The 14,411-nt window shown below is 76.5% G+C and carries 18 protein-coding genes; 8 read left to right on the top strand and 10 right to left on the bottom strand.

Annotation, left to right across the window (positions count from 1 at the left end; genetic code table 11):
• Nucleotides 1–19 precede the first annotated feature (19 nt).
• The 7 genes from BUE37_RS06170 to BUE37_RS06140 form a co-directional block, all read right to left on the bottom strand.
• Complete coding sequence (locus tag BUE37_RS06170) at nt 20–928, bottom strand: DegV family protein (RefSeq protein WP_073419166.1); 909 nt, start codon at nt 926–928, stop codon at nt 20–22.
• 71 nt (nt 929–999) lie between these two features.
• Nucleotides 1,000–1,734 (bottom strand): histidine phosphatase family protein, encoded by a 735-nt coding sequence (locus tag BUE37_RS06165; protein ID WP_073419612.1) that lies wholly within the window; start codon nt 1,732–1,734, stop codon nt 1,000–1,002.
• Between the two features lie 16 nt (nt 1,735–1,750).
• A complete protein-coding gene (gene rsfS, locus BUE37_RS06160) occupies nt 1,751–2,392 on the bottom strand; it encodes a ribosome silencing factor (protein ID WP_073419165.1) in 642 nt (213 codons plus the stop codon).
• Complete coding sequence (nadD, locus tag BUE37_RS06155) at nt 2,389–3,072, bottom strand: nicotinate-nucleotide adenylyltransferase (protein WP_245794325.1); 684 nt, start codon at nt 3,070–3,072, stop codon at nt 2,389–2,391. The genes rsfS and nadD overlap by 4 nt, the downstream gene beginning before the upstream one ends.
• Nucleotides 3,073–3,407: 335 nt before the next feature.
• Complete coding sequence (locus tag BUE37_RS06150) at nt 3,408–4,883, bottom strand: vWA domain-containing protein (protein ID WP_083628335.1); 1,476 nt, start codon at nt 4,881–4,883, stop codon at nt 3,408–3,410.
• Nucleotides 4,883–5,770: an AAA family ATPase gene (locus BUE37_RS06145; RefSeq protein ID WP_073419163.1), complete on the bottom strand. Its 888-nt coding sequence runs from the start codon at nt 5,768–5,770 to the stop codon at nt 4,883–4,885. The genes BUE37_RS06150 and BUE37_RS06145 overlap by 1 nt, the downstream gene beginning before the upstream one ends.
• Nucleotides 5,771–5,792: 22 nt before the next feature.
• Nucleotides 5,793–7,046, bottom strand: a complete 1,254-nt coding sequence (locus BUE37_RS06140; RefSeq protein ID WP_175562791.1) for a glutamate-5-semialdehyde dehydrogenase — start codon at nt 7,044–7,046, stop codon at nt 5,793–5,795.
• Between the two features lie 63 nt (nt 7,047–7,109).
• On the opposite strand from BUE37_RS06140, the gene BUE37_RS06135 reads away from it, so the two are divergent.
• Genes BUE37_RS06135 through BUE37_RS06120 form a run of 4 tightly spaced genes read left to right on the top strand, consistent with a single transcriptional unit; the run spans nt 7,110 to nt 10,354 of the window.
• Entirely contained in the window at nt 7,110–8,093 is a 984-nt protein-coding gene (locus BUE37_RS06135) for a metal ABC transporter substrate-binding protein (protein WP_073419162.1), read from the top strand.
• Nucleotides 8,090–8,896, top strand: coding sequence for a metal ABC transporter ATP-binding protein (locus BUE37_RS06130; RefSeq protein WP_073419161.1), 807 nt, complete (start codon nt 8,090–8,092; stop codon nt 8,894–8,896). Before BUE37_RS06135 ends, BUE37_RS06130 begins: the two co-directional genes overlap by 4 nt.
• A gap of 1 nt (nt 8,897) precedes the next feature.
• Nucleotides 8,898–9,938 carry a metal ABC transporter permease gene (locus tag BUE37_RS06125; RefSeq protein WP_073419160.1) on the top strand — a complete coding sequence of 347 codons (1,041 nt, stop codon included), beginning with the start codon at nt 8,898–8,900 and terminating at the stop codon, nt 9,936–9,938.
• Nucleotides 9,935–10,354: a Fur family transcriptional regulator gene (locus BUE37_RS06120; RefSeq protein ID WP_073419159.1), complete on the top strand. Its 420-nt coding sequence runs from the start codon at nt 9,935–9,937 to the stop codon at nt 10,352–10,354. The genes BUE37_RS06125 and BUE37_RS06120 overlap by 4 nt, the downstream gene beginning before the upstream one ends.
• Here the strand turns inward: BUE37_RS06120 and BUE37_RS06115 are convergent.
• Entirely contained in the window at nt 10,345–10,785 is a 441-nt protein-coding gene (locus BUE37_RS06115) for a MarR family winged helix-turn-helix transcriptional regulator (protein WP_245794323.1), read from the bottom strand. The genes BUE37_RS06120 and BUE37_RS06115 overlap by 10 nt on opposite strands.
• A 72-nt stretch (nt 10,786–10,857) precedes the next feature.
• Here BUE37_RS06115 and BUE37_RS06110 point away from each other — a divergent pair, with 72 nt between their 5' ends.
• On the top strand, nt 10,858–11,514 hold the full coding sequence (locus BUE37_RS06110; protein ID WP_073419158.1) for a maleylpyruvate isomerase family mycothiol-dependent enzyme: 657 nt from the start codon (nt 10,858–10,860) through the stop codon (nt 11,512–11,514).
• Nucleotides 11,511–11,816, top strand: a complete 306-nt coding sequence (locus tag BUE37_RS06105) for a hypothetical protein (RefSeq protein WP_073419157.1) — start codon at nt 11,511–11,513, stop codon at nt 11,814–11,816. The genes BUE37_RS06110 and BUE37_RS06105 overlap by 4 nt, the downstream gene beginning before the upstream one ends.
• A 14-nt stretch (nt 11,817–11,830) precedes the next feature.
• Here the strand turns inward: BUE37_RS06105 and BUE37_RS06100 are convergent, their stop codons facing one another.
• Nucleotides 11,831–12,241 (bottom strand): hypothetical protein, encoded by a 411-nt coding sequence (locus BUE37_RS06100; protein ID WP_073419156.1) that lies wholly within the window; start codon nt 12,239–12,241, stop codon nt 11,831–11,833.
• A gap of 1 nt (nt 12,242) precedes the next feature.
• The gene (locus BUE37_RS06095; protein ID WP_073419155.1) at nt 12,243–12,494 is read right to left on the bottom strand and encodes a type B 50S ribosomal protein L31; all 252 of its coding nucleotides are present in this window, start codon (nt 12,492–12,494) and stop codon (nt 12,243–12,245) included.
• Nucleotides 12,495–12,625: 131 nt separating this feature from the next.
• Here BUE37_RS06095 and BUE37_RS06090 point away from each other — a divergent pair, with 131 nt between their 5' ends.
• Nucleotides 12,626–13,624 carry a permease gene (locus tag BUE37_RS06090; protein ID WP_073419154.1) on the top strand — a complete coding sequence of 333 codons (999 nt, stop codon included), beginning with the start codon at nt 12,626–12,628 and terminating at the stop codon, nt 13,622–13,624.
• 10 nt (nt 13,625–13,634) lie between these two features.
• Nucleotides 13,635–14,408: a TIGR03943 family putative permease subunit gene (locus BUE37_RS06085; RefSeq protein ID WP_073419153.1), complete on the top strand. Its 774-nt coding sequence runs from the start codon at nt 13,635–13,637 to the stop codon at nt 14,406–14,408.
• The last annotated feature ends 3 nt before the right edge of the window (nt 14,409–14,411 follow it).

The following is a 14,411-nucleotide window of genomic DNA, read 5'->3' as shown; positions in this document are numbered from 1 at the left end:
GCCCGTGCCCGCCTCCTGCTCAGCCCTCCCCGGGGTCCTCCGCGGTGCCCTCCGGGGTGTCCTCCGGCTCCTCCGGCGCCACCTCGGCCGGCGCCACGACGACGCCCACCGCGCCGGGGCCCACATGCGCGCCGATCACCGCGCCGAGCTCGCTGACGTGCATCTCGCGGATCCCGGGGAGGGCCTCCCGCAGCTGCGCGGCGAGCTTCTCCGCGCGGTCGGCCGCGGCCAGGTGGTGCACGGCGACCGACGCGCCCGCCCCGCCGGCCGCCTCGACCGCGCGCTGCACGAGGCGGGTCATCGCCCGCCCGGTCGTGCGGACCCGCTCCAGCGGCACCACCGTGCCGTCGACGACGTGCAGCAGCGGCTTGATCGACAGCGCCGTGCCGAGCAGCGAGGCGGCGGGCCCGATGCGGCCGCCGCGGCGCAGGTGCTCGAGGGTGTCGACGACGAACAGCGTGCGGGTGCGGGCGGCGGTGCCGTTGGCGACCGCGGCCACCTCCTGCGCGGTGGCGCCCTCGGCGGCCGCCCGCGCGGCCGCGAGGACGGCGAAGCCGGTGCCCATGGCGGTGGAGCGGGTGTCGACGACGGTCACCACGTGCTCGCCGACCTGCCCGGCGGCCAGTCGAGCGGCGTCCCAGGTGCCGGAGAGGTCGGCGGACAGGTGGACCGACACCACGCGGTCGGCGCCCTCGGCCAGCCGTCGGCGGTAGGCGGCGACGAAGTCGCCGGGCGTGGGCCGCGACGTGGAGACCCGCTGCCCGCGGGTGCCGAGAGCCCGGGCGACGTCCTCCGGTGTGATCTCCTCGCCCTCGCGCCCCGACCGGCCGGCCAGGACGACGTAGCAGGGCACCACCTCGATGCCGTACCGGGCGACGACGTCCGGGGGCAGGTAGGCCGTGGAGTCGGTGACCACGGCGACGGACACCAGGCGAGGCTAGACCGCGCGCCGGCGGTGGCGTGTCGCGGAGGGAGCCGGCGGGCGTCCGGCGGGTGTCCTCAGGACAGCGCGTCGGCGTCCGAGGCGGGCGGCGGGGCGGCCTCGGGGGTGGCGCCGTCGGCGGGCCTCGCGACCCGGCCGTCGCCCTCGGCCGCGGGGACGGCGGCCACCGTGCTGTTGTGCCGCATTAGCCGCCAGCGGTCGCCCTGCCGCGCGACCTCGCTCCAGCCGCAGTTCGACAGCGGGCCGAACACCCGCCGGTGCTCGGGGCCCAGGCCCAGCAGCGCCTCGATCAGCCGCCCGGCCGTGCCGCCGTGGGTGACGACGACGGCGACGTCGACGGGCGGGAGGTCCACGAGCGCGGCCAGCGCCCGGGCGACGACCGCCGCGTTCTCCTCGCCGCCGCGGCCGTGCACCGGCCGGCCGGCGAGCCAGTCGGCGAACTGCTCGGGGTACCGCTGCTCGACCTCGCCGCGGGTCAGGCCCTCCCAGCAGCCGAGCCCGTGCTCGCGCAGCCGCTCGTCGATCCGCAGGTCCACACCGAGGAGGTCGGTGAGGGCCAGCGCGGTGTCGGCGGCGCGCACGAGGTCGCTGGAGACGACGACGGACGACCCGGTGCGCAGTCCGCCCGCCGCGAGGTGCGGCGCGGTGCGGGCGGCCTGGGCGCGGCCCTCGGCGTCGAGCGGCGGGTCCATCTGGCCCTGGAAGCGGCCGGTGGCGTTCCACTCCGTCCGGCCGTGCCGCCAGACGAGCAGGCGCGGGACGGGCAGGGGCGGCAGCTCGGGCAGGCTCATCGGGGGTGTGCGGCCGTCAGCGGCCGGACGCCCCCGGCTCACCGGTCGCGTCCCCGGTCGCGCCGTCCCCGCCGGTCCCCCCGTCGAGCAGCGGGTCGGCCTCGAGCAGGTCGTCGTCGAGGAGGTCCTCGTCGGTCGCGCCGCCCGCGTCGGCCTGCTCGGCGTCCGGGTCGGGCGCGAGCAGCACAGGCGAGGCGCCGGCCGGGTCGACGTCGTCCCCGGAGACGACACCGCCGGAGACCGCACCGTCAGCGACGGCACGGTCTCCGGCCGGGCCGGTGCCGCCGTCGGCGGGCAGCGCCCGGTCGACGAAGGGGATCGTCGGGCAGTCCTTCCACAGGCGCTCGAGCGCGTAGTAGGCCCGCTCCTCGGTGTGCTGGACGTGCACGACGACGTCGACGAAGTCCAGCAGCACCCAGCGCGCCTCGGCGACGCCCTCGCGGCGCACCGGCTTCACGCCGTGGCGGCGCAGCCGCTCCTCGACCTCGTCGACGATCGACTGCACCTGGCGCTCGTTGGGCGCGGAGGCGAGCACGAAGGCGTCGGTGATGGCGAGCCGGTCGCTGACGTCGACGATCGAGACGTCGGTGGCGAGCTTGTCGGCGGCGGCCTGGGCTGCGAGCAGTGCGGTCTCCCGCGCCTCGGCGGAGGCGGTCATCGGGGCATCTCCCGGAGGTCTTCGGTGGGTGGGTCGGCGGGGCCGGCGGCGGGCCGGCCGGTGCGCGGGGCGCCGGGGCGGCGGGCGGTCTGCCCGGTCCGGTACAGCCCGCGCTTCTCGATGTACTGCACGACCCCGTCGGGCACGAGGTACCAGACCGGCATCCCGCGGGCGACGCGGTCGCGGCAGTCGGTGGAGCTGATGGCCAGGGCCGGGATCTCGACCAGGCTCACCGCGCCCTCGGGCAGGTGGCCGTCGGCGAGCGCGTACCCGGGGCGGGTGACCCCGACGAAGTGCGCCAGCCGGAGGAAGCGGTCGCTGTCGCGCCAGCTGAGGATCTGGGCGAGCGCGTCGGCGCCGGTGATGAAGAACAGCTCGGCGTCGGGGCGCTGGGCGTGCAGGTCGGAGAGGGTGTCGATCGTGTACGTCGGCCCCTCGCGGTCGACGTCGACCCGGCTGACGGAGAACCGCGGGTTGGAGGCGGTGGCGATGACGGTCATGAGGTAGCGGTCCTCGGCGGGGCTGACCTCGCGCTCGGTCTTCTGCCAGGGCTGGCCGGTCGGCACGAAGACGACCTCGTCGAGACCGAACAGACCGGCGACCTCGCTGGCGGCGACCAGGTGGCCGTGGTGGACGGGGTCGAACGTCCCGCCCATCACGCCGATCCGCGTCCCAGCCACCGATCGAGCCTAGCCGGGCGGGGCGATGCGGGCCGGACCGGTCCGGCCCCGGTGGAACGGGCGGTGGACGGCGCCCGGTCCGGACGGCCGGGCGCGGTCGTCGCCGCACCCGGCCGCCGGGACCGGGGTCCGGTCACGACCGGCACCCCCGTGCCGTCGGTCGCTCCCCCGGGCTCCGCCGCCGGGGCGGAGGAGCCGGGGTGGCGCCGGACCGGACCCGGCACCGCGCTGACCAACGGAACGAGCGGGATCCGGTTACGGCCGCGGCGCGGATCCACCGTCCCGGGCGTGTCGGGCACGCGTGCCGCCACGGAGCGCACCGCGGCGGTTACGGCTCAGAGGGTGGTGACGAAGTCGGCGAGCTGGGTGGCGTTGCGGCACTCGACCATGTCGATGACCTCGCCGTAGCGGTCGGCCGCCGAGTCGCCGCTCCCCCACAGCCGCCGCGGCTCCGGGTTGAGCCAGTGCGCCGAGCGGGCACGGCGCACCAGGTCGGCGAGCACCGGCAGCCCCGGCTGGCGGTAGTTGGTCCGCCCGTCGCCGAGCACGAGCAGCGACGTCTTCGGCCCGACGGCGGTCGGCCAGCGGTCGGCGAACACCTCGAGGGCGTTGCCGTAGTCGCTGTGCCCGTCGAAGGCCACCACGTCGGCCTCCCGGCCGATCCGGGCGATCGCCTGGGCGACGTCGGCGCCGGGCCGGAAGAAGCGGGTCACCTCGTCGGTGGCGTCGACGAACGCGAACGCCCGCACGCCGGAGAAGTGCTCGCGCAGCGCCTGGGTGAGCATCAGCGTGAAGTGGCTGAACCCGGCGACCGAGCCGCTGACGTCGCACAGCACGACCAGCTCCGGCTTGTGCACCTTGCGCGGCCGGTGGTGGGTGACCACCGGGACGCCGCCGGTGCCCAGCGAGGCGCGCACGGTCTTGCGGAAGTCCAGCCGGCCCTCGCGGCCCATCCGCCGCCGCGCCGACAGCCGCACCGCCAGCCGGCGGGCCAGCGGGGCCACCGCCCGCCGCAGCTCGGCGAGGTCGGCCTGCTGCGCGCGCAGGAAGTCGACCTGCTCGGCCAGCGGCCGCACCGCGCTCTTCGCCACGCGGTCCCGGCCGCGCTCGGCCGCCGCCCGCCGCCGCACCTCGGCGTCGACGGCCGCCCGGAACGCGGCCAGCCGCTCGCGGACCGTCTGCCGCGCCACCTGCTCGGCCAGGCCGCCACGGCCGCCGTCCCCGAGGAGCCCGGCGAGCAGCTGGGCGACCAGGGTGTCGGGCGACAGCGCCCGCATCACCCGGTACCCGAAGAACGACTGCCCCGACGGCGACGCCGGCGCCCGGCCGAGCTGCTCCACGGCCCTCCGGGCGAAGCGGCGCAGCGCCTCGTCGTCGCCGTCAGCGAGCAGGCGGGCGAGCTCGGCGCGCATCCGCTCGGCGAGGTCGCGCTCGTCGCCGTCGCCGTGCCCGTCGGGCAGGTCGAGCGTCGCGCCGTCGTCGGCGTCCTCGTCCGCATCCCCGCTGGCCCCGCCGTCGGGGTCCCCGTCGGCGTCGGGGCCGGACGCGGGGCGGTCGGACAGCGGCCACCACAGGTCGAACAGCACGTCGTAGGCCGGCCGCTGCGACGCCCGCTGCAGCAGCACCGCCGCCAGGCCGTGCCGCAGCTGCTCGCGCTCGAGCAGGTCGACGACGGTGAGGATCTCGGCGGCGTCGACGGCCTGGCTGATGCCGACCGGGATGCCGGCCTCGCGCACCGCGCGCACGAACCCGTCGAGGTGCCCGGCCAGACCGCCCGCGGCGACCGGGCCGGGAGCCGCCGGCGCGCTCATCAGTTGAGCCGCAGCTCGGCGGCGGCCCGGTCCTGGTCGCTGGCGTGCTTGAGCACCACGCCGAGCGTCGCGCGCACCGCCGTCTCGTCGAGGGTGTCCAGACCCAGCTCCAGCAGCGTCTGCGCCCAGTCGAGGGTCTCGGAGATCGACGGCGACTTCTTCAGCTCCATCGCCCGCAGCGCCCGGATGGTGCGCACGAGCTGCTCGGCCAGCGCCGGCGCGAGGTCGGGCACCCGGGAGAGCACGATCTCCCGCTCCCGCTCGGCCGACGGGTAGTCCAGCGACAGGTACAGGCAGCGCCGCTTGAGCGCCTCGGACAGCTCACGCGTGGCGTTGGAGGTGAGCACCACCGTGGGCCGGCGGGTGGCGGCGACCGTGCCGAGCTCGGGGATGGTCACCTGGAAGTCGCTGAGCACCTCGAGCAGCAGGCCCTCGACCTCGACGTCGGCCTTGTCGGTCTCGTCGATGAGCAGCACGGTGGGCTCGGTGCGCCGGATCGCGGTGAGCAGCGGCCGCGACAGCAGGAACTCCTCGCCGAAGATGTCGTCGTGGACGGTGTCCCAGTCCGCGCCGCCGTCCCCCTGCGCCGCCTGGATGCGCAGCAGCTGCTTCTTGTAGTTCCACTCGTACAGCGCCCGCGCCTCGTCGAGGCCCTCGTAGCACTGCAGCCGGATCAGTTCCGCGCTCGTCGCCGCCGCCAGCGCCTTGGCGAGCTCGGTCTTGCCGGTGCCGGCCGGTCCCTCGACCAGCAGCGGCTTGCCCAGCCGGTCGGCGAGGAAGACCGTCGTCGCGATCCGCTCGTCGGGCAGGTACCCCGCCGTGGACAGCCGCTTCTCGACGTCGGCGACGGAGGAGAACTGCGGCAACTGCGTCGGCGGGCGGGGCATCGGACTCCTCAGGGGTGCGGGATCAGCGCGTGTGGCCGTTCCCGGTGACGACGTAGGTGGTGCTGGTCAGCTCGGGCAGACCCAGCGGCCCGCGCGCGTGCAGCTTCTGGGTGGAGATGCCGATCTCGGCGCCGAACCCGAACTCGCCGCCGTCGGTGAACCGGGTGGAGGCGTTGACCAGGACGGCGGCCGCGTCGACCCCGGCGGTGAACGCGGCGATGGCGGTCGCGGAGTCGGCGACGATCGCCTCGCTGTGCCCGCTCCCCCACCGCGCGATGTGGTCGAGGGCCTGCGGCAGGTCGTCGACCACCCGCACGGCCATGTCCATCGACAGGTACTCGGTGGCCCAGTCCTCGTCGGTGGCCGGGACGACGGCGTCGTGCGCGGCGCGGGCGGCGTCGTCGCCGTGCAGCGTCACGCCGGCGTCGGCGAGCGCGCTGAGCAGCCGCGGCAGGAACGGCGCGTCGCGGTGCACGAGCAGCGTCTCCGCGGAGTTGCACACGCTGACCCGGTGCGTCTTGGAGTTGAGCACGACCGCCTCGGCCATGGCGGCGTCGGCGGAGGCGTCGACGTAGACGTGGCAGTTGCCGACGCCGGTCTCGATGACCGGCACCTGCGCCTCGCGGACCACCCGCTGGATGAGCGAGGCCCCGCCGCGCGGGATGACGAGGTCGACCAGCCCGCGCGCGGAGAGCAGCTCGCCCACCGAGGCGCGGTCGGCCGGCAGCAGCTCGACGGCGCCCTCCGGCAGCCCGGCCTTCTGCCCCGCCTCGGACAGGACGGCGACCAGCGCGGTGTTCGTGCCGAACGCCGACGCCGAGCCGCGCAGCAGCGCCGCGTTGCCGCTCTTCAGGCACAGGCCCGCGGCGTCGACGGTCACGTTGGGCCGCGCCTCGTAGACGATCCCGATCACGCCGAAGGGCACCCGGACCTGGCGCAGCTCGAGCCCGTTGGGCAGCCGGGACCCGCGGACGACGTCGCCCACCGGGTCGGGCAGCGCGACCAGCTCGCGCAGCGCCGCGGCCACCCCGGCGACCCGGCCGGCGTCGAGGCGCAGCCGGTCGAGCACCGACGCCGGGGTGCCGTCGGCGGCCGCGGCCTCGACGTCGCGCGCGTTGGCGGCGAGCACCTCGTCGGTGCGCTCGACCAGCGCGTCGGCCATCGCGGACAGCGCGGCGTCCTTGACGTCGGTCGGCAGGGTGCGCAGCACCCGGGAGGCGGCGCGGGCGCGCGTGACGGCGGCCCCGATCAGCGGCAGCTCGGCGGCGTCGGACACCCCCTCACGCTACCCGGCGCCCCTCCCGGCCGGGCGTGTCGCCGATGTGTGAGAATGGTTCTCATGCCCACGATCTCGACGCGCGTGCTCGCCGCGACCGCCGCCTCGGCCACCGCCCTCCTGCTGACCGCCTGCGGGTCCGGCGACGACGCGGCCGCGGCGTCGGACGGCGTCGGCGTCGTCGCGGCCTTCTACCCGCTGCAGTGGGCGGCCGAGCGGGTCGGCGGCGACCGGGTCGACGTCACCTCGCTCACCCCGCCGGGCGCGGAGCCGCACGACCTCGAGCTGACCCCGCGCGACGTCGCCTCCCTCACCGAGGCCGACCTCGTCGTCTACCTCCAGGGCTTCCAGCCGGCGCTCGACGACGCCGCGGCCGAGGCCGGCGACAACACCTGGGACGCCGGCCAGGCGGCCGACCTCTCGCTGACGACCGAGGAGCACTCGCACGAGGGCGAGAGCGAGGAGGAGCACGCCGAACACGCCGAGGAGGAGGGCGGCGAGGAGGAGCACGCCGAGGGTGAGGAGGTCACCGACCCCCACTTCTGGCTCGACCCGACCCGGCTGGCCGACGTCGGCGACGCGCTGGCCGAGCGGCTCGCCGAGACCGACCCCGACGGCGCCGCCACCTACGAGGAGAACGCCGCCGCGCTGCGCACCGACCTCGAGGCCCTCGACGCCGAGATGCAGGAGGGGCTGGCCGACTGCGCGGTGAGCACCCTGGTCACCTCCCACGACGCCTTCGGCTACCTCGCCGACCGGTACGGTCTGGAGGTGGTCGGCATCAGCGGCCTGAGCCCCTCGACGGAGCCCAGCCCCGGGCAGCTCGCCGAGATCTCCACCCTGGTGCGCGAGACCGGCGTGACCACCGTCTACACCGAGACCCTCGTCGACCCCGCCGTCGCCGAGACCGTCGCGCAGGAGGCCGGCGTGCAGACCGCCGTGCTCGACCCGCTCGAGGGCCTCACCGACGAGTCGGCCGGCTCGGACTACCTCGAGGTCATGCGCGCCGACCTGGCCACGCTGCAGGAGGGACAGGGCTGCGCATGAACGACCCCGCGCTACGCCTCGCCGGCGCCACCATCGGGTACGGCGACGTCGCGATCGTCCGTGACGCCGACCTGACCGTGCGGCGCGGCGAGGCCGTCGCGGTGCTCGGCTCCAACGGGTCGGGCAAGACCACGCTCTCCCGCGGGGTGCTCGGCCTGGCCACGGTGCTCGGCGGCACCGTGGAGGTGCTCGGCGCCCCGGTCGGCCGGCTGCGCGAGCGCGGCCGGGTCGGGTACGTGCCGCAGCGCCACACGGTCAGCGGCGCGATGCCGGCGACCGTCCGCGAGGTCGTCACCGTCGGCCGACTGCCCCGCCTGGGGCTGTTCCGCCGGCCCGGTCCGCGCGACCGCGCCGCCGTCGCCGAGGCCGTGGCCGCCGTGGGCCTGGCCGACCGGCTCGAGGACCCGGTGGCCTCGCTGTCCGGCGGTCAGCAGCGGCGGGTGCTCGTGGCCCGCGCGCTGGCCGCCGAGCCCGAGCTGCTGATCATGGACGAGCCGACCGCCGGGGTGGACGCGGCCAGCCAGGCGGCGCTGGCCGGCGTGCTCGCCCGGGTGTCCGCGGGCGGCACGACACTGGTGGTCGTGACCCACGAGACCGGCCCGCTGGCGGGGGTGCTCACCCGCGCGGTCGTCGTCGACTCGGGGCTGCTGACCTACGACGGGCCGCTGGCCGGCGCGGGCGCCCCGGCCGGGCCCGACTGCCACCACCCCGCGGAGGCCGCCGGGCGGCCGGCCCGCGGCTACTCGCTCGACCAGCCGCGCCCGGCGCCCGACGCCGTCCGGGTGCGCGACGGGAGCCGCTGACGTGGAACTGCTCGAGTACGGCTTCATGCAGCGGGCGCTGCTGGCCTCGCTGATGGTCGGCCTGGTCGCGCCCGCCGTCGGCGTCTTCCTCGTCCAGCGGCGGCTGTCGCTGCTCGGCGACGGCCTCGGCCACGTCGCGCTCACCGGCGTCGGCGTCGGCGTGCTCACCTCCAGCGCCCCGGTGGGCACTGCCCTGGTGGCCGCCGTCCTCGGCGCGGTGCTCATCGAGCTGGTCCGCGCGCGCGGGCGCACCAGCGGCGACGTCGCCCTCGCCGTCCTCTTCTACGGCGGCATCGCCGGCGGCGTCGTGCTGCTGTCCCTGGCGCCGCGCGGGCAGGCCACCAACCTCGACGCCTACCTGTTCGGCGCGATCACCACGACCACGGCCGCCGACGTCGCGGTGTTCGGCGTGATCACCGTCGTCGTGCTGGGCGTGGTCTGGCTGCTCGGGCAGCGGCTGTACGCGGTGAGCGACGACGAGGAGTACGCCCGCGCCGTCGGGCTGCCGGTGCTGCCGCTCAACACGGTGCTCGCGGCGCTCGTGGCCTCGACGGTCGTGCTGTCGATGCGGGTCGTGGGCCTGCTGCTCATCAGCGCGCTGATGATCCTGCCCAGCGCCGTGGCCCAGCTGGTGGGGCGCAGCTTCCGCACCACGCTGTACCTGGCGTGCGCGATCGGCGTCGTCGTCAGCGTCTCCGGCACCGCCGGCTCGTACTACACGGGCACTCCCTCGGGCGGCACCATCGTGCTGCTGGCGATCGCGCTGTTCCTGGCCGTCACGGCCGCCGTCGCCCTCCGCGACGCGACGGCGCGGCGGCGACACGGGCGTAGGGTCGTCGTCCACGCCGCCCACCCGCACGAGCACGGCACCGGCTGCGGGCACCGGGCGGTGCCGCACGGCGACCACGTGGACTACGACCACGACGGCCACCTGCACGCGCCGCACCGGACGGACAGCGGCGTGCACTACGACGAGCACACGGACGAGCACACGGGCGACCCGGTCGGGACGCCCCCGGCGGGGAGGACGGAGCGCGCGTGAGCAGCCCGGAGACGACCGAGGCGCCCGCCCGCCGGCAGACGCGCCAGCGGACGGCGGTGCTCGCGCTGCTCGAGCAGCAGGACGGCTTCCGCAGCGCGCAGGACCTGCACGCCCTGCTCCGCGACCGCGGCGACGCCGTGGGCCTGGCCACCGTCTACCGCGCGCTGCAGGCCCTGGTCGACGACGGCCTGCTCGACGTGCTGCGGGGCGACGACGGCGAGGCGTCCTACCGGCGCTGCTCGCCGGTGCACCACCACCACCTGGTCTGCCGCTCGTGCGGGACGACGGTCGAGGTCGCCGACGCGCCCGTGGAGCGCTGGGCCGCCCGCGTGGCCGCCGAGCACGGGTTCACCGACGTCTCCCACCAGGTCGAGGTCTTCGGCACCTGCGCCGCCTGCCACGCCGCTCAGCGGTAGGGGTCGGTCACCTCGCGCAGCCGAGTGAGGGCCGCGCGCAGCTGCGCCGTCGTCTCCTCCCCCAGGTGGGCGGTCCACTCGGCCTCCACCCGCGCCTCCACCTCACGGGCCAGCGCGATGACGGCCCAGCCGCGCTCGGCGATCTGGACCAGCCGGGCGCGGGCGTCGGTGGGGTCGGGCACGTGCCGCACGTAGCCGGCGCGCTCGAGCTGGTCGACGAGGTGGCCCGCCGTCTGCTTGGTCACCAGCGCCTGCTCGGCGAGGTCGGTCAGCCGCGTCCCCTGCGGGCCGATCCGCGCGGCGATGCGCCCCTGGGCGGCGGTGATGTCGTCGAACCCCTCCTCGGCCATCGCCGCGAGCAGCCGGGCCTCCATGGCCCGGTGCGGGTAGAAGCAGAGCAGGCCCAGGTTCTGGTGGTCGGGCTCGGTCACGGGACCCCTTGACGATGGTCAGATGTTCTGACTAGATGGTCAGGACATCGTACCGATCTCGCGGAGACCGCCATGGACACCGACGACGTCTGGCGCACGATCGACTCCGAGCGGGCGAACCTCGCCGACCTGCTCGACGACCTCTCGCCCGCCGAGTGGGAGACGCCGTCGCTGTGCGGCGCCTGGCGGGTCCGCGACGTCGCCGCGCACCTCACGCTGGCGCAGATGGGCCCGTGGCCGGCGACGGTCGCCGCGATCCGCGCCGGGGGCAGCTTCGACCGGATGATCCGGGACACCGCGCTGCGCCTCGGGCCGCTGCCCGACCGGGAGTACGGCCGCCGGATCCGGGCTATGGTCGGCTCCCGCCGGCGGGCGCCGTTCGTCTCCCCCGTCGAGCCGCTCACCGACGTCCTCGTGCACGGCCAGGACATCGCGCTGCCGCTGGGGCGCACGCGGCCGGTCCCGCCGGCCGCCGCGGCCGTGTCGGCGCGGCGCGCCTGGGCGATGAGCTTCCCGTTCGGCGTGCGGAGGCGGCTGGCCGGCCTGCAGCTGCGGGCCACCGACAGCGACCTCGTGCTCGGCGAGGGCGCACCCGTCGAGGGCACGACCGGGGACCTGCTGCTGCTCGTCACGGGGCGCACCGCGACGGTGCACCGGCTCTCCGGGGAGGGCCTGCAGGGACTGCCGGCGGCGCAGGGCCGCCGGGAGGAGCCGAGGAGGGCGACATGACCCTGGGTGTGATCACGGACGTGTCCGCGCCGGTCGAGACCTACGACGCGGTCCATGCGGCGATGCTCGCGCGGATGGACCCGGCGACGACGGGGCTGCTGCTGCACCTGGCCCGCGCGACCGCGGACGGCTTCCAGGTGATCGACGTGTGGGAGTCGCGCGAGGCCTACGAGCGCGGGATCCGGGAGGTGGTCGGGCCGGTGTCCGCGGAGGTCCTGGGCGGCCGGGAGCTCCCGCCCACGACGGTGACCGAGTTCGAGGTCCGCGGCCTGGTGCTCCCCCGGGCCGGCGTCACCGTCTGAGCCGGCCGCCCGCCTCAGCCGCCCAGGCGCATCGGCGGGCCGAGTCCCGCGACGGCGGGCACGAGCGGGACCGGGAGGCCGGCGTCGGGGTCCTCGTCCGGCGCCGGCCCTCCCGCACCGATCCAGCCGGCCAGCGCGTCGGCCCGCTCGCCCTCGTGGACGCCGGCGAGCCAGACGGTCCGCCCGGAGCACCCGCTCTCGCCGTCGCGGTGGGCGACCGCGCCCACCGCAGCCAGCGCGCACGGGCCCAGACACCCGGCGGTCACCAGCACGGCGCCGCGGGTGCGGGCGACGGCCTCCCGCAGCGCCTCGACGGTGCCGGACGTGCCGGAGAGCTCGCGCAGCGCGGAGCAGCGGCGCCCCAGGCACAGGGCCAGGACCGGCCCGCCGGGGTCGGTGACGCGCTGCCGGACCGGGGCGGCCACGTCAGCCGCGCCCGCGGTCGCCGTAGCGGCGGCGGAACCGCTCGACCCGGCCGGCGGTGTCCAGCACCCGCTGGTTGCCGGTCCAGAACGGGTGCGAGGCCGCGCTGGTGTCGACGACGACCAGTGGCAGCACCTCGCCGTCGACCTCGACGGTGGCCGAGGTGGTGATCGTCGACCGGGTGCGCCAGGTGGTGCCGGTCGAGGCGTCGCGGAAGACGACGGTGCGGTACTCGGGGTGGATGCCGGGACGCATCAGGAGTGCTCCTCTGGGACGGTCGGGCGCGCCGTCGTCCTGCGGCCGCCCGTGCGGAGCACACTAACGTCAATGAGTATCGTTCTCATCCCTTGTCGCCGGTCGAGGTCCGTGCGGCAGGATGGCCGGTCGTGACCGGCCCGACCACCACCGCGGAGGCGCCGCCCGCGCCGCCGCGGCGCCGGCTGCTGCCCACCGACGTCCTGGTCGTCGCCTGCCTGGCCATCGTGGCGGTGCGGTTCCTCGCGCCCGGGGCGTTCACCGCGCCGGCGCTGCAGGCGTGGTCCACGGTGTTCGTCGCCGTCTGCCTGCAGGCGCTGCCCTTCCTGGTGCTCGGCGTGCTGCTGTCGGCGGCGATCACCGCGTTCGTCCCGGCCGACTTCTTCGAGCGGGCGATGCCGCGGCGTGCCGGGCTGGCGGTGCCGGTGGCGGGGCTCAGCGGCGCGGTGCTGCCCGGCTGCGAGTGCGCGGCGGTGCCGGTGGCCGGCAGCCTCGTCCGGCGCGGGGTCGCCCCGGCCGCCGCGCTGGCGTTCCTGCTGTCGGCGCCGGCGATCAACCCCGTCGTCCTCGTGGCGACGGCGGTCGCCTTCCCCGACGAGCCGTGGATGGCCCCGGCCCGCTTCGCCGCCTCGCTGGCGGTCGCCCTGGTCATGGGCTGGCTGTGGGCGCGGTTCGGCCGCGGCGAGTGGCTGCGGCTGCCCGCCCGCGCCGGCGCCCCCGCGGGCACGCCCCGGTCCGCGGTGTTCCGGGAGGCGGCGCAGCACGACCTCGTGCACGCCGGCGGCTACCTCGTCGTCGGCGGCCTCACCGCGGCCACCCTCAACGTCGCCGTCCCCCGCGAGTGGCTGGACTCGGTGGCGGGCTCGGCGGTGCTGTCGGTGCTCGTGCTCGCGGTCCTCGCGGTGCTGCTGGCCGTCTGCTCGGAGGCCGACGCGTTCGTGGCGGCGAGCCTGACGTCGTTCAGCCTGACCTCGCGGCTGGTGTTCCTCGTCGTCGGCCCGGTCGTCGACGTCAAGCTCGTCGCCCTGCAGTCGGGGACCTTCGGCCGGCGGTTCGCGCTGCGCTTCGCTCCGGCGACGTTCGCGGTCGCCGTGCTCGCGGCGCTGGCCGTCGCCTGGGTCGTGTGGTGAGGAGCCGGCCGTGGACCGCCTGACCGCCTCCCTGGTGCTACTGCTGCTCGGCGGCGTCACGCTGCGGGTGTCGCTCACCGACGCGTACCTCGCCTACGTGCAGGCCGGCTTCCGGCCGTTCCTGCTCGCCGCCGCGGCCGTCCTGCTCGTGCTCGGCGTGATCGGGGCGGTCCGGGAGCGGCCCGGCCGCGCCCTGGGGACCGACGACCACAGGCACGACCAGGCTCACGACCACGACCACGACCACGGGCACGACCACGGGCACGACCACGGCCACGCGCACGGGCCCCGGGTGGCCTGGCTGATGCTGGCCCCGGTCGCCGTGCTGCTGCTCGTGGCGCCGCCCGCGCTCGGGTCCTTCACCGCCGCCCGGCAGCCGCAGCAGGTGGTGGCCGAGCAGCCGGTCGCGGTGGGCATCGGACCCGACGACCCCGGCGAGGACTTCCGGACCCTGCCGCTGTCGGCCTACGCCATCCGCGCCGTCGCGGAGGACACGTCGGCGTTCGAGGGCCGGCGCGTGCGGCTCACCGGCTTCGTCACCCCGCGGGAGGGCGGCGGCTGGTACGTCACCCGCATCGCCATCCAGTGCTGCGCCGCCGACGCCGTCGCCCACACCGTCGTGGTCGACGGCCCGCGGGGCGACCTGCCCGCCGACCAGTGGGTCGACGTCGTCGGCACCTGGGCGCCGCCAGTCCCCCACCCCACCCGCGGCTGGCCCGAGCCGGTCATCGCCCCGGAGTCCGTGACCCCGGTCGACCCGCCGGCCGACACCTACGCGGACTGACCG

It is taken from the genome of Geodermatophilus nigrescens, from assembly GCF_900129495.1.
Lineage (GTDB): Bacteria > Actinomycetota > Actinomycetes > Mycobacteriales > Geodermatophilaceae > Geodermatophilus > Geodermatophilus nigrescens.
Note: the sequence above shows the minus strand (reverse complement) of the source record. Positions and strands in the feature narration are given on the sequence as shown.

Bases quoted from the DNA above. Each gene is read 5' to 3' on its own strand.
- BUE37_RS06165 (WP_073419612.1), bottom strand. From the start codon at position 1,734: ATGAGCCTGCCCGAGCTGCCGCCCCTGCCCGTCCCGCGCCTGCTCGTC.
- rsfS (WP_073419165.1), bottom strand. From the start codon at position 2,392: ATGACCGCCTCCGCCGAGGCGCGGGAGACCGCACTGCTCGCAGCCCAG.
- BUE37_RS06150 (WP_083628335.1), bottom strand. From the start codon at position 4,883: ATGAGCGCGCCGGCGGCTCCCGGCCCGGTCGCCGCGGGCGGTCTGGCC.
- BUE37_RS06145 (WP_073419163.1), bottom strand. From the start codon at position 5,770: ATGCCCCGCCCGCCGACGCAGTTGCCGCAGTTCTCCTCCGTCGCCGAC.
- BUE37_RS06135 (WP_073419162.1), top strand. From the start codon at position 7,110: ATGCCCACGATCTCGACGCGCGTGCTCGCCGCGACCGCCGCCTCGGCC.
- BUE37_RS06130 (WP_073419161.1), top strand. From the start codon at position 8,090: ATGAACGACCCCGCGCTACGCCTCGCCGGCGCCACCATCGGGTACGGC.
- BUE37_RS06110 (WP_073419158.1), top strand. From the start codon at position 10,858: ATGGACACCGACGACGTCTGGCGCACGATCGACTCCGAGCGGGCGAAC.
- BUE37_RS06105 (WP_073419157.1), top strand. From the start codon at position 11,511: ATGACCCTGGGTGTGATCACGGACGTGTCCGCGCCGGTCGAGACCTAC.
- BUE37_RS06095 (WP_073419155.1), bottom strand. From the start codon at position 12,494: ATGCGTCCCGGCATCCACCCCGAGTACCGCACCGTCGTCTTCCGCGAC.